17 protein-coding genes are annotated in these 19,658 nt (G+C 64.6%); 7 read left to right on the top strand and 10 right to left on the bottom strand.

Annotated elements, in window-relative coordinates:
* Window positions 1-183: 183 nt before the first annotated feature.
* The 4 genes from K410_RS0112770 to K410_RS0112755 all read right to left on the bottom strand — a co-directional run bounded on the left by K410_RS0112770 (window position 184) and on the right by K410_RS0112755 (window position 2,895).
* Entirely contained in the window at window positions 184-639 is a 456-nt protein-coding gene (locus K410_RS0112770) for a phasin (RefSeq protein WP_028135223.1), read from the bottom strand.
* A gap of 203 nt (window positions 640-842) precedes the next feature.
* Complete coding sequence (locus K410_RS0112765) at window positions 843-1,436, bottom strand: GNAT family N-acetyltransferase (RefSeq protein ID WP_028135222.1); 594 nt, start codon at window positions 1,434-1,436, stop codon at window positions 843-845.
* Window positions 1,433-2,515: a PHA/PHB synthase family protein gene (locus K410_RS0112760; RefSeq protein ID WP_028135221.1), complete on the bottom strand. Its 1,083-nt coding sequence runs from the start codon at window positions 2,513-2,515 to the stop codon at window positions 1,433-1,435. The genes K410_RS0112765 and K410_RS0112760 overlap by 4 nt, the downstream gene beginning before the upstream one ends.
* Window positions 2,512-2,895 carry a hypothetical protein gene (locus tag K410_RS0112755; RefSeq protein WP_028135220.1) on the bottom strand — a complete coding sequence of 128 codons (384 nt, stop codon included), beginning with the start codon at window positions 2,893-2,895 and terminating at the stop codon, window positions 2,512-2,514. Before K410_RS0112755 ends, K410_RS0112760 begins: the two co-directional genes overlap by 4 nt.
* A gap of 160 nt (window positions 2,896-3,055) precedes the next feature.
* On the opposite strand from K410_RS0112755, the gene K410_RS0112750 reads away from it, so the two are divergent.
* A complete protein-coding gene (locus K410_RS0112750; protein ID WP_028135219.1) occupies window positions 3,056-3,970 on the top strand; it encodes an alpha/beta fold hydrolase in 915 nt (304 codons plus the stop codon).
* Here the strand turns inward: K410_RS0112750 and K410_RS0112745 are convergent.
* The 6 genes from K410_RS0112745 to K410_RS0112720 all read right to left on the bottom strand — a co-directional run bounded on the left by K410_RS0112745 (window position 3,967) and on the right by K410_RS0112720 (window position 11,802).
* The gene (locus K410_RS0112745) at window positions 3,967-4,641 is read right to left on the bottom strand and encodes a spermidine synthase (protein WP_028135218.1); all 675 of its coding nucleotides are present in this window, start codon (window positions 4,639-4,641) and stop codon (window positions 3,967-3,969) included. The genes K410_RS0112750 and K410_RS0112745 overlap by 4 nt on opposite strands.
* Before the next feature lie 142 nt (window positions 4,642-4,783).
* A complete protein-coding gene (locus tag K410_RS0112740) occupies window positions 4,784-8,020 on the bottom strand; it encodes a bifunctional cytochrome P450/NADPH--P450 reductase (RefSeq protein WP_028135217.1) in 3,237 nt (1,078 codons plus the stop codon).
* Between the two features lie 119 nt (window positions 8,021-8,139).
* Complete coding sequence (locus tag K410_RS0112735) at window positions 8,140-9,135, bottom strand: alpha/beta fold hydrolase (protein ID WP_028135216.1); 996 nt, start codon at window positions 9,133-9,135, stop codon at window positions 8,140-8,142.
* Between the two features lie 10 nt (window positions 9,136-9,145).
* A complete protein-coding gene (locus tag K410_RS0112730) occupies window positions 9,146-10,696 on the bottom strand; it encodes a WS/DGAT/MGAT family O-acyltransferase (protein ID WP_028135215.1) in 1,551 nt (516 codons plus the stop codon).
* Between the two features lie 48 nt (window positions 10,697-10,744).
* Window positions 10,745-11,545, bottom strand: coding sequence for an esterase/lipase family protein (locus tag K410_RS0112725; protein WP_028135214.1), 801 nt, complete (start codon window positions 11,543-11,545; stop codon window positions 10,745-10,747).
* Complete coding sequence (locus K410_RS0112720) at window positions 11,545-11,802, bottom strand: DUF6489 family protein (RefSeq protein WP_028135213.1); 258 nt, start codon at window positions 11,800-11,802, stop codon at window positions 11,545-11,547. Before K410_RS0112720 ends, K410_RS0112725 begins: the two co-directional genes overlap by 1 nt.
* 304 nt (window positions 11,803-12,106) lie before the next feature.
* Here K410_RS0112720 and K410_RS0112715 point away from each other — a divergent pair, with 304 nt between their 5' ends.
* The 6 genes from K410_RS0112715 to K410_RS0112690 all read left to right on the top strand — a co-directional run bounded on the left by K410_RS0112715 (window position 12,107) and on the right by K410_RS0112690 (window position 19,656).
* Entirely contained in the window at window positions 12,107-13,702 is a 1,596-nt protein-coding gene (locus K410_RS0112715; RefSeq protein WP_028135212.1) for an ABC transporter substrate-binding protein, read from the top strand.
* Window positions 13,703-13,804: 102 nt separating this feature from the next.
* Window positions 13,805-14,785, top strand: a complete 981-nt coding sequence (locus K410_RS0112710; protein WP_028135211.1) for an ABC transporter permease — start codon at window positions 13,805-13,807, stop codon at window positions 14,783-14,785.
* 11 nt (window positions 14,786-14,796) lie between these two features.
* The gene (locus tag K410_RS0112705; protein ID WP_028135210.1) at window positions 14,797-15,768 is read left to right on the top strand and encodes an ABC transporter permease; all 972 of its coding nucleotides are present in this window, start codon (window positions 14,797-14,799) and stop codon (window positions 15,766-15,768) included.
* A 28-nt stretch (window positions 15,769-15,796) separates the two neighbouring features.
* Complete coding sequence (locus tag K410_RS0112700; RefSeq protein WP_028135209.1) at window positions 15,797-16,783, top strand: ABC transporter ATP-binding protein; 987 nt, start codon at window positions 15,797-15,799, stop codon at window positions 16,781-16,783.
* Entirely contained in the window at window positions 16,780-17,769 is a 990-nt protein-coding gene (locus tag K410_RS0112695; RefSeq protein ID WP_028135208.1) for an ABC transporter ATP-binding protein, read from the top strand. The genes K410_RS0112700 and K410_RS0112695 overlap by 4 nt, the downstream gene beginning before the upstream one ends.
* Window positions 17,770-17,850: 81 nt before the next feature.
* Window positions 17,851-19,656: a gamma-glutamyltransferase family protein gene (locus K410_RS0112690; RefSeq protein WP_028135207.1), complete on the top strand. Its 1,806-nt coding sequence runs from the start codon at window positions 17,851-17,853 to the stop codon at window positions 19,654-19,656.
* Window positions 19,657-19,658 lie beyond the last annotated feature (2 nt).

Genomic DNA, 19,658 nt, shown 5'->3' with positions numbered 1-19,658 from the left:
GCGTCACAATACTCGTCATTGCGAGCGAAGCGAAGCAATCCAGAATCTTTCCGCGGAACGACTCTAGATTGCTTCGTCGCCGGGGCTCCTCGCAATGACGGCGGAGACGATGGCGGCTGCTGCGCAAGAACAAAAGGCCCGCCGAAGCGGGCCTCAAATTCAGTTTCTGCTCAGGGCGCCAGATCAGGCGGTCTTGTTGTAGACCTTGGCAAAATTGTCCTGAGCGGACTTCGCACCGTTGGCAGCGAGCTTGCCGAAATAGTCGGCGGTCGCCTTGGCACGCGAGACGAACACTTCGCCGCGCGAGCGGAGCAGGCCCGACTGGATCTCGATGGCCTCGCTGAACGACTTGGCGGAGGCGAGCTTGTCGATGCTCGAGAGGAACGCCTCGGCGTCCTCGTAGATCGCCTGCTGGATGTTGCGGCTGATCTTGCCGGCTTCCGTGACGGATTCGGTCACCGCGTTCTCGACGGCGGCGGTCACGCGCTCGGAGCCTGCGAACGCCTCGGCAGCACGGTCCTTGGCAGTGTTGGCAGTCTTCTTGACGAACTCGCGGGCGGCCTCGGGAACTTCCAGATTCTGGATGTTCTTGAAAGCGTCCTTCAAGCCCTCGAAAGCGCTGTTGGTTTCAGTGGTCATGGGGGGTTCTCTCCATCCTCATTGGTCTGAGCTATGGGCTCACCCCGTCCGCGTTGGCCCGGGGCACCACTTATATGGCATAGTTAATTGTGCGATGCAATATAGATATTGCACTGCGATATCACGAACTCGTGATTAGCTTGAACAGGAGGCATCATGATGCCTCCTTGGCCTCACAGCGCCACCGCGTTTTTTGGCGGTCCCTAGTGCTGCACTGCGCCCGGGAGCCCGTAGGCCTCCATCTGGGCCTGGACCTGCGCGATGTTGTGACCGAGCACGACGATGTCATGGGTCTTGCCGTCGACGTCCCGGACGTGGTCCCGCAGCAGCGCTTCCGCCTTGAAGCCAAGGCTTTCGAACACGGCGATTGCCGCCTGCTGGTCGACCGTCATCTGAACCGAGAGCTTTTCCAGGCCCGCCCCGAGCGCGAGGGCAAAGGTCTCCTGCGACAGCGCCCGCCCCACCCCCTTCCCGCGCACATCGAGCGAGACCACCATCCGGATCTCGCCGACATGGGACGACCACGAATGGGGATCGCGCACCAGCGTGCCGCAGCCGACGACCTTGCCGTCCTTGACCGCGAGCAGGCTCGTGATCGCACCCCGCTCGATCTCCTTGACCCAGGCCGACAGTACCTTCGGCTCGCTGATATTGCGCGGCAGGAACAGCAAATCGTGGGTCGGCAGACCCTTGCCGAAGGCGAGCACCGCGGCCTCGTCCGCAGGCGCCATCAGACGAATCTCGATATCGCCGGCGTCCGTCTTGACGTGACGCGGATAGGAACGCTGCTTGCTCATGTCGATCTCTTTCCCAGCCAGGAATCCAGTTTCGGCCATAGCCGCTTCACGGCGTTGGCGCCCGCGACCAGCGAGACGTGGCCGCCTTTCAGGATCACCTCTTCCTTGTCCGCAGATCCGATCTTCGCGATCAGGTGCTTGGCGGCCTCATACGGCACGATGTGGTCGTGCTCGGCGACGGCATGGAGGATCGGCACCTTGATGTTCTCGAGCTTCGCCGTGCGACCGCCGACCGACATGGTGTCGTTGAACAGCTTGTTGTCCCACATCAGGTCCTTGGTGATGGTGCGGAAATATTCGCCGGCCAGCGGCAGCGTGTCGGTCGCCCAGCGATCGAACATGCGGTAGGATTTGACGAACTCGTCGTTCCAGATGTTCTCCCAGAGCTGGATCTGGCTCACCGTGCGTGAGGCCGGGCGCAGCATCTCGAACGAAGACAGGATCATCTCCGGCGGCACGTTGCCGACGCTGTCGACGAGACGGTCGACGTCGAAATAACGGCAGTCGGAAAAGTTCGAGAACAGCTTCATCTCGCGGAAGTCGATCGGCGTGGTGAAGCAGATCAGGTTCTTCATCGGCCCGTCCTTGTGGATCGAGCCGTACAGCAGCGACAGCACGCCGCCGAAGCAATAGCCGATGACGGAGACGTCCTGCTCGCCGGAATCGGCCTGCACGCGGCGGACGCAATCCGGAATGAAGTCGAGGACATAGTCCTCCATCCGCAGGCTCTTCTCCTCCGGCCGCGGCGCGCTCCAGTCGAGCATGTAGACGTCGTATCCGCGCTTGAGCAGGAACTCGATGAAGCTCTGCCCGGGGACGAGGTCGAGGATGTAGCCGCGATTGGTGGTCGCCATCACGATCAGCACCGGCACACGGTAGATCTCGTCCGACATCGGCCGATAATGATAAAGGTTCATGGTGCCGCGCGAATGCAGCACGTCCTTCGGCGTCGAGCCGAGCGAAGGGCCCGAGGTCGAGAAATATTCAACGCCCTTGATGCTGCGTTGGATGGCGCGCTGCACCTCGGTCTGGATCCGCTCCGGGATGGACGCGAGATCGAGTCCCGCCGGCCCGTTCATGTCTGCTCTCCGGGCTCGGAAGGCGGGCGCTTCGTCCGTGGCGGCCGCGGGGTGTTGTCGAAGCCTTGCGTGATGCCGGAATTCGCCGCCATCCGGCTCAGCATCGTCTTGATCTCGCCGATCTGAGCCTCGACCGACTGAAGCCGTTCCGCAAGACCCGTGACCTGCTCCCGGCTCGGCAGGTTCATCGAGACGAGGTACTTCTCCATGAGTTCGCCGAGCTGCTTCTGAGCACCTGCAGCAACTCCGCCGGCGCGGTTCATCGCCTGTGAAAATTCCGGCGACGACATGGCCTGGTTGGCGAAAGAGTTGAACCCCTTCTCCATCTCGCCGACCATCTTCTGCCACATGGCAACGGGGTCGTTGGTCTTGTCGGTCATCGGCGTCCTCCTGAAAACGAGAGCTGCGATGCCCTTCTTTTCTCGCCATACCACACCGTTGCGCGGTGCCGGTCAACCGGCAAGCGCACGCGCTGCTCGGCACGCCGCTTCTTTGTGGCGACAAACCGTGCGATACAACACCGATCAGCAGGAGGGACCCGTGACCACCCATCAGCCGCCCCAGACCGTCCGCGCCAACGGCATCGACATCTGCTACGAGATCTTTGGCAACGACAATGCCGAACCGCTGCTGCTGATCATGGGTCTCGGCGCGCAGATGATCCACTGGGACGATGCGTTCTGCGAGCAGCTTGCCGCGCGGGGTTTCCGCGTGATCCGCTTCGACAATCGCGATATCGGCAAGTCCAGCCATCTCACCGGCGGCAAGCGCCTGACGCCGCTCGAGCTGCTGAAGCTGCGCTTCCTCAGGATTCCCGTCGCCGCGACCTACAAGCTGATCGACATGGCGAAGGACACGGTCGGGCTGATGGATGCGCTCGGCATCAAATCGGCGCATCTGGTCGGGGCGTCCATGGGCGGCATGATCGCCCAGGAGGTGGCGCTGTCGTTTCCGCACCGCGTGCGTTCGCTGACATCGATCATGTCGACCACAGGCAATCCGCGCATTCCGCCGCCTTCGCGCGAGGCCGCCGCAATGCTGATGGCGCCGCCGCCGCGCAGCAAGGAGGAGTTCATCGTCCGCTACGGCCAGACCTGGAAAGTGTTGCGCGCCGGACATTTTCCGGAGGAGGAAGCGCTCGATCTCGAGCGTGCCGAGCGCGTGTTCGCGCGCGGACTCAATCCGGCCGGCGTTGGCCGCCAGCTTCGCGCCGTGCTGGCGTCCGGCAGCCGGAAGGAGCGGCTGCACGCTGTGATGATACCGACGCTGGTCATTCACGGCACCGTCGATCCGCTGGTCCGTCCCGAAGGCGGCAAGGATACGGCGGCGTCGATCCCGAACGCCAAATTGCTGATGATCGAAGGCATGGGCCACGCGCTGCCGATGCGGTTCTGGCCGGAGATCATCGACGCCATCGACAAGCACGCCCATGACGCGGCGGCGCAGGCGGCCTAGCTCTTCTTCGCGATCCAGATCACGTGGCGCGCGCCACCGCCTCGCCCGGTGGCGCGGATATTGACTTCGTTGACGTCGAAGCCGGCGGTGCGGAGACGCCTGGTGAAGGCGGGGTTGGGTCCCGACGACCAGACCGCGAGCACGCCGCCCGGGCGCAGCGCCGTCTTCGCTGCCGCGAGCCCGCTCGCGCTATAGAGCGCGTCATTGCCCTTGCGGGTCAGCCCTTCCGGCCCGTTGTCGACGTCGAGCAGGATGGCGTCGAAGGCCGACCGCTGCGCGCGGATGATTTCGCCGACGTCGATTTCCCGAATCTTCACCCTGGCATCATCGAGGCTGTCGCCGAAGACCTCCGCCATCGGACCTCTCGCCCAGGCCACCACCGCCGGCACCAGTTCTGACACCACGATCTTCGCCTTGGGCCCGAGCACGGTGAGCGCCGCACGCAGCGTGAAGCCCATGCCGAGGCCACCGATCAGGACGACGGGCTTGGCGACCTTCTCGATCTGCTTCGCCGCCAGCGTTGCGAGCGCGGCTTCCGAGCCGGACAAGCGGTTGTTCATCAGCTCGTTGGTGCCGAGCTTGATGGAGAACTCCTTGCCACGCCGCATCAACCGGAGCTCCTCGTCGGAGCCGGGGATTTTTGCAGTGTCGATCTTTTCCCAGGGAATCATGGGCGAGCTTTAGCATGATCAGCATTCGTAGGGTGGGTTAGCTCGCGGCTGCGCGAAGCGCAGTCCGCTAGCGTAACCCACCTCTTTGCGTTCCGCTCGGACAGAATTGGTGGATTACGCTTCGCTAATCCACCCTACAGGTCTACCCACCCGCCCAGACGTCGAGCACATAGCGGTTCTTCGTGCCCATCTCCTCGATCCACCGTGCGCTTGCGGCCGCATCGCTGCCGCTCTTCTCGCGGTGGATCGCGACCAGCGCCGCCTTCACGTCGGGCTCCATCTTGCTGCCGTCGCCGCAGACATAGATGATCGCGCCCTGCTCGATCAGGGGCCAGACCTTGTCCTTCTGCGCGGCCAGCACGTGTTGCACATAGGTCTTCGGTCCCTCGCTCCGCGAGAACGCCGTGAACAGCTCGGTGATGCCGCTGGCAGCCAGCGCCTTCAGTTCTTCCGCGTAGAGAAAATCCTGATCGGGATGCCGGCAGCCGAACAACAGCATCGCCGGACCGAGCGTGGCGCCCTTCGCCTTGCGCGCGGCGCGCTCCTGCAGGAAGCCGCGGAACGGCGCGAGGCCCGTGCCCGGGCCGATCATGATAACAGGCACCGACGGATCCTCGGGAAGCCGGAAGCCAGCCTTGGTCTCGCGCACGGTGGCGTAGATCACGTCGCCGACGCGGCGATTGGCGAGATAGTTCGAGCAGATGCCCTTATAGACCCCGCGACCTGAGGCGGCCGGCCCTTCGACCACGCCGACCGTGATGCTGCAACGCGCGGGATCGACCGACGGCGAGGACGAGATCGAATAATAGCGCGGTGCCAGCAACGAGAGCATTTCCAGATAGACGTGGAACGGCAGTTCGCAGGCCGGATATTCGAGCAGCAGGTCGAACACCGATTTGCGCTTGGCGAGAATCTCGGCGCGGTAACGCTCAAGCGGCTCGCTCTCCTCGCCTACGAAGGCCAGCAGCCTCGGCTTGGTGACGGGACATCGCGTATGCTCCGCCATGATCTGGATCTGCTTGCGGGTCGCGACCTGCTGCAGCTCGACGAACTCGCTGAGCAGGCGGCCGACCGACACGGCCTCGCCGACCGGCAATTGGGCGCGGCGCCCCTCGGCAACTTGCAGCCTGATCTGGTCGGCGGGCAGGAAACCGAAGCGACGGGCCACCGAATCTACCAGCGTCGGATCATTGCGCGGGACGACGCTGAGGTGATCGCCGACCCGGTAGCTGACATTGGCCGGCAGCTGCACCTCGATGTGGCGCGTCGAGCGCTCGGAAGGATTCGCGCCGGCCTTGTTCTGGAGTTCCTCATTGACCAGCACCTTCATCGCGACAGCACCGCCCTGCGCTACGATGGTGTTGACCGCGGTGACCGCGACCGGCTCGATCGCATAGAGTGGATCGTCCTCCGCGGTGCGGGTGAAATTCCAGTCGATGCCGAATTCCTTGGTCGCGACCTGGGCCGCGGCCGGGAACCATTTCTGGAACTGGCCATCGAGATCGCTGCGTGCATCGCCCTCGCCGCGCGGATAGACCGCACGCGCGCCATGCTTCGACAATTGATCGTCGATCAGGCGCGGCACCGATTGATAGGTCGCGGCCCAGTCGCTGTTGCCGCAACCGAACACGGCGTAGCGCACGCCGGCGAAGGCATCCTTCGGCAAATCGCCGCCAAGCCATTTGACGAACTGCGTCGCGTTGTCAGGCGGCGCGCCGTTGTAGGAGGCGCAGATGATCAGCACGCCGCCCTGCTGCGGCAGCTTGCCGACGTAATCGTCGAGCGGGCCGAGATGCACGGCAAAACCGTTGATCTCCGCAAGGTCGGCCATGCGCGTCGCCAGCTCCTCGGCGGTGCCGAGATTGGAGCCGTAGAGCACCAGCATCGGCGTGTTGTGGCCGGGCCGGGCCGTCGGCTGGCGCGGCGCCTTCGGAGCCGAACCGGCGGCCGTAATCGGTCCGCCATAGGCACCGCGCTCGCGATCCGCGCGCGGACGCACCTTGATCTTGAAGCCTTCCGGCTTGATCGTCAGCGTTTCCTTCAGATGCATCTGGTAGCGCTGATGGTCGATCAGCTTGAAGCGCTGCAGGATCATGCCGAGCGCCAGCGCGGCCTCGTGCATGGCAAAGCCGCGGCCGATGCAGGCGCGCTGGCCGTTGCCGAACGGCTTCCAGGCGTTGATCGGCCGCTTCGCTTCCGCCTCGCGGCTGAAATTCTCCGGATCGAAGGCATCGGGATTCGGACCCCAGACGGAGGGATCGCGATGCAGGGCGGTCACCAGGATCGTGGTGAAGGTGCCCTTCCGAAGCTTGTACTTGCCGCCGCCGATCGTCTCGTCGTTCAGCGGCGAGATGCCGTAGGCCGGCGCCGGCGGCCACAGCCGCAGCGCCTCTTTCAGGATCTGCGTGATGTAGGTGAGCTGCGTCACCTGCTGATAGGTCGGCTTCGCATTGACGTCGGGGCCGAAGACGCGATCGACCTCGTCATAGGCTTTCCTGAGGATCTCGGGGTGCTTGAGCAACGCATAGAGCGTGTAGGACAACAGGCCGCTGGTGGTCTCGTGGCCGGCGATCAGGAAGGTGTTGATCTGGTAGCGGATGTTGACGTCGTCGAGCTGCTCGCCGGTTGCGCGATCGACGCCGGTCATCATCGCAGCCAGCATGTCCTTCTTGTCGTCGATCCCTTCCGCGCTCTTGCGGCGCTCGGCGATGATCTCGTCGACCATCTTGTTCATGAAGGCGACGTCTTCGACGAGGGTCTTGCGCCGCTTCTGCATCCAGATCTGCTCGAACGGCAGGCCGCGCGTCATCATGATGGTTTCGAGCGAGCGCACCAGCGACTCGACGTAGGGATGATAGTCGCTCCGGTAGAAGGAGTTGAAGCGGTAGTCGAAACCGCACAGCCCGATCGTGTCCAGCGTCAGCGCCGTCATATCATGAACGACGTCGATCTCGTCGTCGGCGTTGAGCCGCTCCCATTTCTGGACGAGTTGCTCGGCGATGTCGACCATGCTCGGATGATAGGACTGCATGGCGCGGTTGCCGAACGGCTGAAGCAGGATGTTGTGCGCCTTGCTCCAGTTCGGCTCCCTGGTATCGGCCGTGAACAGGCCGTCGCCGCCGACCGCGCGCACGCGCCGCAGCGCGCCGCGTACCGTCTTGTCGAACCGCTTCTCGTCGGAGAGTTCGTCGACGAGATCGTGGCCGGAGACGACCACGATCGGCGAGCCCATCATATCGAGCCAGAAGATCGGACCGAGCTCCTTGGCGAGCCGCGTCAGGTGCTGCACGGGCGCAGCCGAATCCAGCGACAGCATGTTGCCGACCACGGGCTTGGTCGGCGGATGCGGGATCGGGTCCAGACGATTCGTGGTAGACATTAAAAGTGCTTCCCCTGCCTCGATATTCACCGCCGTCATTGCGAGGAGCGAAGCGACGAAGCAATCCAGACTGCCTTCCGCGAATGTGGATTGCCTCGCTTCGCTTGCAATGACGAGCGCTAGCCAAACCGCCTTCTACGCCATTCGATCAGCTTGGCGCTGACCTCCTCCGGCTTCTCCTGCTGCGTCCAATGGCCGCTGTCCTTCACCAGATACTTTTCGAGATCACCGATCAGATTCTCCATGCCGTCCGCCGCAGAGGGCGGCAGCACCGCGTCGTTCTCCGCCATGATCATCAGCGACGGCACGTGGACGTGGTGGTCCAGGCCCTTCGACCGCTCCCAATTGCGGGTGAAGTTACGGTACCAGTTGATGCCGCCGGTGAAGCCTGTCTTCGTGAAGGTGTCGACGAACACTTTCTTCTCGTCGGCCGACAGGATCGGCGTGCGTGGGTCGACCTTGGCGTCGTAGGCCGCGATCATCTGCGGGAAAGCGAGATTGGTCTTCGACGAAGCGCCGACGCCCGCGATCGCCGGCTCGTCCGGTTTCGCCGCCGGGCGCGGTAGCGGCTTGCGCATGAAGGCATCGAAGGTCTGCTCGACCCGGCTGCCGAAGATCTTGTCCGGCTCCCGTGCGGGGTCCTGGAATTGGACGATATACATCTGATCGCCGAAGCGCTGGCGGAACAGCGCGATGGGATCGATCGGCGCGCGGTCCCAATGCGGGGTGTTGACCCCGACCACACCAGCGACGCGCGAAGGGTGCCGCAAAGGCATCTGCCAGACCACGAAGCCGCCCCAGTCGTGACCGACGAAGATCGCCTTGTCGATCCCGAGATGATCGAGCAGCCCGACGAGATCGCCGGTCAAATGCTCCATGTCGTAGTCTTCGACCGGCTCGGGGCGGTCGGTCGCGCCGTAGCCGCGCTGGTCCGGGGCGATCACGCGGATGCCGGCCTCGCTCAGCGCCTTGATCTGGTGGCGCCAGGAAAAGGCGAGCTCGGGCCAGCCGTGGCACAGCACGACCGGCGGCTTGTCGTCGGCCGGGCCCGCCTCGTAATAGCCCATGCGGATTCCGTTCGTCGACGCGAACTTGAGCGGCGGCATTTCAATCATTGCAACATTCCTACTCAGCGGCACCCTTGATGTCGGCCGCCGGCGGCGCGTAGGCCGCCTCCAGTGCGGCGAACTCCTCCGGCAGCATGTCGCACATCACCTGCACGTGCGGAATGATGTTGGCGCCGACGATGAAGCCGAAATCGAGTTGGTCGCGATAACTCTGCACGGTGATGTTGAGCGCCTGCCCATGCGTCGAGATCGATACCGGGAAGATGTGCAGCAGCTCGGCGCCCGCGGCGTAGAGCGTCTGCCGCGGCCCCGGCACGTTGGACACCGTGATGTTGGCGGCCGGCGGCAGCACGTCCGACAGATTGGAGCGGCTGTAGAGCAGCGCCAGGATCTGCACCATGATCGGCGCACCCAGCATCGAGATGTTCGAGACCTGCGGCATCAGCGCGCGCAGGGGATGCGACATCTCCTTGGACTTGGTCGATTGCGCGATGATGGCCTCCAGCCGCGCCTTGGGATCGTCGACATTGGTCGCGATCGAGCAGATCATGCCGAACACCTGGTTGTTGGCCTCGGTGTTGCCCTCCTCGCGCAGCGAGATCGGCACCGCCGCCGTCAGCGATTTCGCCGGCAGCGTGCCATATTGCAGCAGATAGCGGCGGACGACGCCAGACGCCAGCGCCAGCACGACGTCGTTGAGCTTGCCGCCGGCCTGCTTGGCCAGCGCCTTCGCCCGCGACAGCGGGATCGACACGCCGGCAAAGCTTCGTTCCGAGGAGATGGTCTTGTTGAGCATGGTCGGGGGCGACACCATGCTGGCGAGGCTCTCGCGCGACTTGGGATCGGCGACCTTGCCGAGCACGTCGGACACGCTCTTGAGCACGGTCGGGATGTTGCCGGCAAAGCGCACCGCGCTCTCGATCTGATACATCGCATTGTCGAAAAGAATCGAACCGATGTCGCTCTTGCCGGTGCGCGGCAGCTGAAGGTTCTTCGCAGCCTGCGAAGCATCGAGCGGCTGGCTGAACAGCTGCTGATAGGAATCGAGCAGGTTCGCGGCGATGTCGCGCGGCTCCTGCCCTGGTTTGCTGCCCGCCGTCGGCGGCTCGACCCTCCGCGGGATCGGCGAGATGTCGTAGATCATGTTGGTCAGCGCCGCGCCGGCGCCGCCGTCGATCGCGGCATGGTGCATCTTGGAATAAAGCCCGACCTCGTTGTCCTTCATGCCCTCGAACACGTAGAACTCCCAGAGCGGGCGGGCGCGATTCAAAAGCTTGGCATGCATCCAGCCGACGATGCGCTCGAGCGTGGCGCGGTCGCGCGGCTGCGGCAGGCTGGCGCGGAAGATGTGACGGTCGATGTCGAACTGGTCGTCCTCGACCCAGGACGGATGGTCGATGTCGAGCGGCGCCTTCTCCAGCCGCGCCTTCAGGATCGGCGCGATGTGCAGCCGCGAGACGATCATCGCCTTGAAGTCTTCGAAAAAGTCGCCCTTGTAGTCGTCGGGCAGGCGGAAGATCGCCATGCTGCCGACATGCATCGGCATTTCCGGTGTTTCCAGATAGAGAAACGACGCGTCCAGCGACGACAGCTTCTTACCGTCAGCCATAATTCCCTCCCGCAACGATTTGACGGGCGCCTTAGCCGGCGCTTCTCGTCAGGCCGATATTGCCTGTTCCGGCGGGGCATATGCAATGGCAAACGGCCCGGCCCGGTCAAATGGGGAGAATTCCCCCTCCGGTTGAGCCAGACGGTCGGCCACCGCCCACAGCGCCGCAGGATTCACCCCGAGCCCGAGATGGCTCGCCAGGTGCACCTCGATGTTTTCGGCACGGTCGGAGGGACGCAACAAGCAGGTCCGCCAGTTAACCACACCGTCGGCCCGCGAATAGATCGAGGTTGTCGGCACCGGCAGATCGCCGGCGATCGCCTCGCGCGCTTCCGCAAAATCCTCGACGCGCTCGCCGGACAGCGCCTCGTAGAGCCGCGTGGCGTTGGTCGCCCGCACGTCATTGGCAAAAGGGCTGCCGAGCGTGATGACGTAGCGAACCATGTCGGGCGCCCAAAGCGAAAGATCGCGGGCATAGACGCCGCCGAGACTCCACCCGACCAGGCTGACCTTGCGCCCGCTCGCGGCATGAATCTCGGCGAGTCGGGCGCGCAGCGCGTCCCGCATCCGGCCCAGCCCGCCGAGATTGCGGCCCATCCGCCAGGCATGCGTCTCGTAGCCGAGCTCGCTGAGATAGCGCCGCATCGGCGCCATCGAGAGGTCGCTGGCGAGAAAGCCCGGCAGCGCCAGCACCGGATGGCCATCGCCCCGCGGCGCCCGCATCAGGAGCGGCGACAGCAAGAGGCTTGCATTGAGCTCGAGCAGGCCACGGGCTTCTGCGAGCAACAGGGCGAGACCCGGCGGACGAAGCCGGCCTCTCTCCTGCGCCCCCTCGTACCCGGACGACACTATTTTTTCTTGTCGCTGCTGCGCGTGCCGCCGAGGCCGGCCATCGTGACGAACATATCCTGAAATCGCTCGGCGATCTTCGGATCGAACGTGAACCAGCTCTGGATCAGCGATTCCGGCGAGACCTTCTCGATGTTGCTGAGCACCTGCTGCTGCAGCTTGTCCATCACCGCCGTTTGCATCGGCCCTACGTCGGGCAGACCAAAGAACTGGCGAGCCTCGAGGGGGGTGCAGTCGATTTCGATGTTTACTTTCATGTCCCCTCCGGATGAGATTCGAGCCGCCTGGCGGAGTATCGCCGCGAGTTGTGCTGCGACGCAAGCGACCTGATGCAGGCGTCGCGTGCCCCGTCCCCCAATCGGGCAGTATGGTCAACCAAAGTCGAAAGAGGCGATCTTCCATGCCGGGCGGCATGGTCTGCATTGCTGCACAGCGGCGCAACTTGGCGCGTTCCTTGCTGGAATGGCGCTTGCACCGGTCGAGAACTCTGGGCAACATGGATCAATCAGCCCCGCCGAACAATCAAAAATCATCGGCATGGTAGAGTGGAGAGGGTCAAGAATGTCATTAGGTCGAAGTCTGTTTGCGGCGACGCTCGCCGGTACGCTTGCGTTGGCGGTCACGCCGGCGTCGAGCCAAACGCTCCGTTATGCCAACCAGGGTGACCTGAAGTCCCTCGATCCCTACACGCTCAACGAGAGCACGACCCACGCGCATCTCGGTCACGTCTACCAGGGCCTCACCGCGCGCGACAAGGACCTTAAGATCATTCCCGCGCTGGCGGAGAGCTGGGAAACTCCCGAGCCGACCCGATGGCGCTTCCATTTGCGCAAGGGCGTGAAGTTCCACAACGGCGACCCCTTCACCGCCGACGACGTCGTGTTCTCGGCCGATCGCGTCCGCAAGAAGGGGTCCAACATGCAGACCCGTCTTGCGCCCGACGTCAAGGTCGTCAAGGTCGACGACTACACCGTCGACTTCGTCCTGCCCTCGCCCAATCCCATCCTGCACAATTCGTGGGATGTCTGGTACATCATGGACAAGAAATGGGCCGAGGCGAACAACGTCGTCGATCCGACGCCGGTGGCGGCGACCACGCCCAGCTACGCCTCGCTGCACGAGAACGGCACCGGTCCCTTCATCATCGAAAGCCATCAGCCCGGCGTGAAGACGGTGTTCAAGGCCAATCCCAATTACTGGGGCAAGGTGGAAGGTAACCTGAAGGAGATCGTCTTCACCCCGATTTCCTCCGACGCCACCCGCGTCGCCGCACTGCTCTCCGGCGAAGTCGACGTCATCGAGCCGGTGCCGATCCAGGACATCTCCCGCGTCGATTCCAGCCCGAACGCCCAGGTGCTGAAGGGGCCGGAGCTGCGCACCATCTTCATCGGCTTCGACCAGACGCGCGATGAGCTGCTCTACTCAAACATCAAAGGCAAGAACCCGTTCAAGGACGCCCGAGTTCGCGAAGCCTTCTACAAGGCGATCGACATCGAGCTTATCAAGACGCGCGTGATGCGCGGACTGTCGACGCCGTCCGCGCTGATGATCGCGCCGGAACTGTTTGCGCTGTCCAAGGAGTTCACGCGGCCGAAATTCGATCCTGACGGCGCCAAGAAGCTCCTGACCGAAGCGGGCTATCCCGACGGCTTCGAGGTCACGATGGATTGCCCGAACGATCGCTACGTCAACGACGCCGCGATCTGCCAGGCCGTCGTCGGCATGCTCGCCCGCATCGGCGTCAAGATCAATCTCTTGGCGCAGCCGAAGGCGCAGTACTTCGCCAAGGTGCTCAAGCAAGGCGGCTACCAGACCTCGTTCTACCTCTTGGGCTGGACGCCGAGCACGATGGACTCGCACAACGTGCTGTACGACATCATGGGCTGCCGCGACGATGCGAAATCCTCGCGCGGCGAGGCCAATCTCGGCGGCTATTGCAACAAGGAATTCGACGCCATTACCGACAAGGTGCTGGTCGAGACCGACACCGCCAAGCGCAACCAGCTGATCAAGCAGGCCTACGACATCAGCATCAAGGACTGGGCCTACATTCCGCTGCATCAGCAGGCGCTGGCCTGGGGCGTATCGAAAAAGGTCAACCTGCCGCAGCGCGCCGACAATTTGGTCATGTTCCACTGGGCGACCAAGAAGGAATAGCGTCAGTCGAACACGAGGTCCCGGCGCACCAGGCGGCCGGGACCTTTCCTTTTTCCGGCTGACGAAGTCGTCGGCCGCACGCACCCAAGGATAGTGGAAGGCATGCTCGCTTTCACGCTTCGCCGCGCCGTTCAGGCCATCGGCGTCATGTTCGCCGTGGGCATCATCGCCTTCTCGATGTTCCGTTTCGCCGGTGATCCCGTCAACCAGATCGTCTCGATCGACACGTCGGCGGCCGAACGCGAAATCGTGCGTAAATCGCTCGGCCTCGACGATCCCGTGCCGGTGCAGTTCGTGCGCTACTTCGCCGATGCCGCGCAGTTCAAGTTCGGCGTCTCCTATCAGTTCCGCCAGCCGGTCTCGACTTTGTTGATGGAGCGGATGCCCGCCACGCTGGAACTTGCGATCTGCGCCACCGTCTTTGCAATGGTGTTCGGGATTCTGATGGGGGTCTATTCGGCGCTCCGGCGCGACACCATGCTGGCCAAGCTGTTCCAGGCGGTTTCGCTTGTCGGCATCTCGTTGCCGACTTTCCTGATCGGCATTCTGCTGATCTACCTGTTCGCCGTGACATTGGGCTGGTTGCCCTCGTTCGGCCGCGGCGAGGTGGTCAAGCTCGGCTGGTGGAGCACGGGCCTGCTCACGCTGTCGGGATTGAAGGCATTGATCATGCCCTCGATCACCCTCGGCCTGTTCCAGATGACCTTGATCATGCGGCTGGTGCGGGCGGAGATGCTGGAGGTGCTGCGAACCGACTATATCCGCTTCGCTCGTGCCCGGGGGCTGACCACCCGCGCCATCCATTTCGGCCACGCGCTGAAGAATACGCTGATTCCCGTCATCACGGTGGCCGGACTCCAGTTTGGCTCGGTTATTGCATTTTCGATCATCACCGAAACCGTGTTCCAATGGCCGGGCATGGGACTTCTGTTCGTGCAGGCCGTGCAGAACGTCGACATCCCGATCATGGCCGCCTACCTGCTGATGGTTTCGCTGATCTTCGTCACCATCAACTTGGTGGTTGATATCCTCTACACCGTGGTCGATCCGCGCCTCCGCGCGACCGTCGGCCGCGCCACATAAGGCAGCCCTGCATGTCCGACGCAGCCGCCTCCAACCCCGACGAGCAGAGCACGCCGCCCGCCCATGTCGGCCGCAGCTGGCTGAGCCGCGCGCTCGACAGCGACATCTTCTATTCGTTCCGCCGTTCCAAGCTGACCATGGTGGCGGCGGCCATCACCGTGCTGTTCTTCCTGCTCGCGATCTTTGCATCCGCCCTCGCGGTGCAGAACCCGTTCGATCCGGCGCAACTCCAGTTGATGAACTCGCGCATCTCGCCGCTCTGGACCGCCGACGGCCAGAGCCCGTTCCTGCTCGGCACTGACGAGCAGGGCCGCGACGTGTTCTCCGCCATCCTCTATGGAATGCGCATCTCGCTCGCGGTGGGCGTCGCCGGCGTGATCTTCGCCGGCGCGCTCGGCATCGCGCTCGGCCTGATCGCCGGCTATTTCGGCGGCGCGGTCGACGGCGTGATCATGCGGATCGCCGACGTGCAGCTCACCTTTCCCGCCATTCTGATCGCGCTGCTGGTCAACGGCATCGCCAAATCCATCTTCGGCAACCGGCTGGATGCCACCAGCATGCTCGTGGTGCTGGTGATCTCGATCGGCCTGAGCTTCTGGGTGGGGTATGCCCGAACGGTGCGCGGCTCCGTGATGGTCGAGAAGAACAAGGATTACGTGGCTGCCGCGCAACTGATCGGCCTGCCCGCGCCGACGATCATGCTGCGCCACGTGCTGCCCAACACTATGGGTCCGATCCTGGTCATCGCCACCATCAACCTGGCGCTCGCCATCATCACCGAAGCGACGCTGTCCTTCCTGGGCGTCGGCCTGCCCGACACGATGCCTTCGCTCGGCACCTTGATCCGCATCGGCAACAACTACCTGTTCGCCGGCGAATGGTGGATCGTCGCCTTCCCGGGCCTGGCGCTGGCCGGGCTGATCCTGTCGATCAATTTGCTGGGCGACTGGCTGCGCGACGCGCTCAATCCGAAACTCCGATGAGCAACATTTCGATGAGTCCGCCTCGCTCATGACCGAACCCATTCTCTCCGTGCGCAACCTCCAGGTGGAGTTCGCCTCCCGCCGCGGCACGCTGCGCGCCATCGACGGCGTCTCCTTCGACATCGCCAAGGGCGAGGTGCTGGGCGTGGTCGGCGAATCCGGCGCCGGCAAATCCGTCACCGGCCTCGCCGTGATCGGCCTGATCGATCCCCCCGGCCGCATCGCCGGCGGGGAGATTCGTCTCGCCGGCCAGCGCATCGACCATCTGCCGCCTGAGGAGATGCGCCGCATCCGGGGCAAGCGGATCGGCATGATCTTCCAGGACCCCCTCACCTCGCTCAATCCGCTCTACCGGGTCGGCGACCAGATCGTGGAGACGATCAGGACCCATTTGGACCTGTCCGAATCCGCCGCCCGCCGCCGCGCCATCGACCTGCTCGCCGAGGTCGGCATCCCCGCGCCGGACAGGCGCATCGACGGCTATCCGCACGAATTCTCCGGCGGCATGCGTCAGCGCGTCGTGATCGCGCTCGCGATCTGCGCCGAGCCCGAGCTGATCATCGCCGACGAGCCGACCACCGCGCTCGACGTCTCCGTGCAGGCGCAGATCATCTCGCTGATCAAGCGGCTCGGCCGCGATCACGGCACCGCCGTGATGCTGGTGACGCACGACATGGGCGTGATCGCGGAGACCTCGGACCGCGTCGCGGTGATGTATGCCGGCCGCGTCGCCGAGATCGGACCGGTGCAGGATGTCGTCAGAAATCCGCTGCACCCCTACGCCAAGGGCTTGATGGGCGCGATTCCGACGCTGGCTGGCGACGACAAGCGCCTCCAGCAGATCCCCGGTTCGATGCCGCGCCTCTCGGCGATCCCGCGCGGCTGTTCGTTCAATCCGCGCTGCGCCTTCGCCTTCGACCGCTGCCGGGTCGAGCGGCCGGAGCCGCTGCCGCGCGGCACGCAATCGGTCGCCTGCCACCTTTACGACAACATGCCGACGGAGAGCGCGGCATGAGCGCCCCCTTCGTTCAGGCCACAAATCTGCGCCGGGTGTTCGACGTCTCGAAGCCCTGGCTCAACCGCGTGCTCGAGGGCGGGCACCTCGAATATCTCAAGGCGGTCGATCACGTCACCTTCGACATCAGGAAGGGCGAGACCTTTGCGCTGGTCGGCGAGTCCGGCTCGGGCAAGACCACGGTGGCGCGGATGGTCGTGGGGCTGCTGCCGCCGAGCGCCGGCGACGTCCTGATCGACGGCGTCTCGATGACCGATCCGCGGCAGGCGCCGGCGCGGCGGAAGCTGCGCCGCCGCATCCAGATGATCTTCCAGGATCCCTATGCCAGCCTGAACCCGCGCTTCCGCGTGGACGCCATCATCGCCGAGCCGATCCGCGCCTTCGACCTGATCCAGGGCGAGCGCGACATCCGGGCCCGCGTCGCCGAGCTGCTCACCCTGGTCGGCCTGCATCCCGACGACCGGCTGAAGTTTCCGCACGAATTCTCTGGCGGCCAGCGTCAGCGCATCGCGATTGCGCGGGCGCTCGCCTCCGATGCCGAGTTCATCGTCTGCGACGAGCCGACTTCCGCGCTCGACGTCTCGGTGCAGGCGCAGATCCTCAACCTGATGCGCGACCTCCAGGACAAGTTCGGCCTGACCTACATGTTCATCAGCCACAACCTCGCCGTGGTCCGCCACATGGCAAGCCGCGTCGGCGTGATGTATCTAGGCCGCATCGTCGAGATCGCGGAGGGACGCGAGCTGTTCGCCAATCCGCGCATGCCCTACACCAAGATGCTGCTGGGCGCCGTGCCCGACCTTGCCATGAGCGGCCGCCAGCGCATTCCGGTGAAAGGCGAGATTCCGAACCCGATCAACCCGCCCTCCGGCTGCGCCTTCAACCCGCGCTGCCCGCTGGCGTTCAATCTCTGCCGCAAGGAGGCCCCGGAACTGATCGGCGGCGTCGCCTGCCATGCGGTCAACACCGCGCCGGTCCCGGCGTGACGCGCGCGTGCCATGCAGCCTGCGCATTTGGCGGCGGCCTGCCCCTGTGATCAATTGCGCGCGCCGCAAATGAGGTATCCGATGGCCAGCAACGTCAATCCCGATCCCTTTACGACGCGCCCCGAGATCGAGGGCACGTTCGGGGTCGTCGCCACCACGCACTGGATCGCGACCGCAATCGGCATGGCCATCCTCGAAAAAGGCGGCAACGCCTTCGACGCCGGCGTCGCCACCGCCTTCACGCTCCAGGTGGTCGAGCCGCATCTGAACGGCCCCGGCGGCGACGTGCCCGTCATCGTGCACGATGTGAAGCGCGGCCGCACCGAGGTGATCTGCGGCCAGGGCCCGGCGCCGGCGCGCGCCACCATCGCGCACTACAGGAGCGAGGGCCTCGACATGGTGCCGGGCACCGGCCTGCTCGCGGCCTGCGTCCCCGGCACCTTCGAATCCTGGATGATGCTGTTGCGCGACTACGGCACGATGCGCGTGCGCGACGTGCTGGAGCCGGCGATCTCCTATGCGCGCGACGGCTACCCGCTGGTGGAGCGCGCCTGCGCCACGATCCAGACCGTCGAGCAATTGTTCCGCAAGCACTGGCCGACCTCGGCCGCCGTCTACCTGCCGAACGGCGAGGTCCCGACGCCCGGCACGCTGTTCACCAACAAGACACTGGCTGCGACCTACGCCCGGATCCTGAACGAAGCGGAAAGCGGTGGCGGTGGCCGCGATGCCGAGATCGAGCGGGCGCGCAAAGCCTGGTCGCAAGGCTTCGTCGCCGAGGCCATCGACCGGTTCTGCCGGACCCAGGAGGTGATGGATGTCAGCGGCTCGCCGCATCGCGGCGTGCTTTCCGCCGACGACATGGCGCGCTGGCAGCCGACCATCGAGGCGCCACTCACCTACGATTATGGCCGCTACACCGTCTGCAAGGCCGGCGTCTGGAGCCAGGGCCCGGTGACGCTGCAGCAGCTGGCGCTGCTGAAGGGTTTTGCGCTGGACGGGCTCGATCCGACTGGCCCTGAGTTCATCCATCTGCAGATCGAATGCGCCAAGCTCGCCTTTGCCGACCGCGAGAAGTTCTACGGCGATCCGAAATTCAGCGAGATCCCGATCGGGACGCTGCTGTCGGATGCGTATAATGACGAGCGCCGCAAGCTCGTGACCGAGAAAGCTTCGCTCGATCTTAGGCCCGGCGCGGTCGAGGGCTTCGGCGGCGTCGTCAAGCTGCGCCGCGCCGAGGGCCAGCGCGAGGCTGTCGGCGCTTTAGGCACCGGCGAGCCGACCGTGGGACGCTTCGGCGAGGTGCGCGGCGACACCGTGCATTTCGACATCATCGACAAGGCCGGCAACATGGTGTCGTCGACGCCATCCGGTGGCTGGCTGCAATCCTCGCCCGTCATTCCCGAATTGGGTTTCTGCCTCGGCAGCCGCGCCCAGATGTTCGATCTGGAAGAGAACCAGCCGAGTTCGCTGGCGCCCGGCAAGCGGCCGCGCACGACGCTGTCGCCGAGCATGGCGCTGCGCGACGGCGAGCCTTACCTCGCCTGGGGCTCGCCCGGCGGCGATCAGCAGGATCAGTGGATCACCCAGTTCTTCCTGCGCCACGTCCATTGCAATCTCAATCTCCAGGAGGCGATCGACGCGCCGGCCTGGCACTCCGAGCATTTCCCGATCTCGTTCTGGCCGCGCACCGCGCGCCCCGGCGTGCTCGTGGTCGAGAACCGCGTGCCCAAGGCGACGATCGAGAACCTGCGCGAGCGCGGGCACATCGTCGAGGTCGGCCCCGACTGGTCCGAAGGCCGCCTCACCGCGGCCTCGCGCGTCGGACCGCGCCGGCGCGCCGCCGCCAATCCGCGCGGCATGCAAGGTTACGCCGCTGGACGCTGATA

This window comes from Bradyrhizobium sp. 22, assembly GCF_000482425.1.
GTDB lineage: Bacteria > Pseudomonadota > Alphaproteobacteria > Rhizobiales > Xanthobacteraceae > Bradyrhizobium > Bradyrhizobium japonicum_B.
This window is presented reverse-complemented; position numbering and strand designations above follow the sequence as displayed.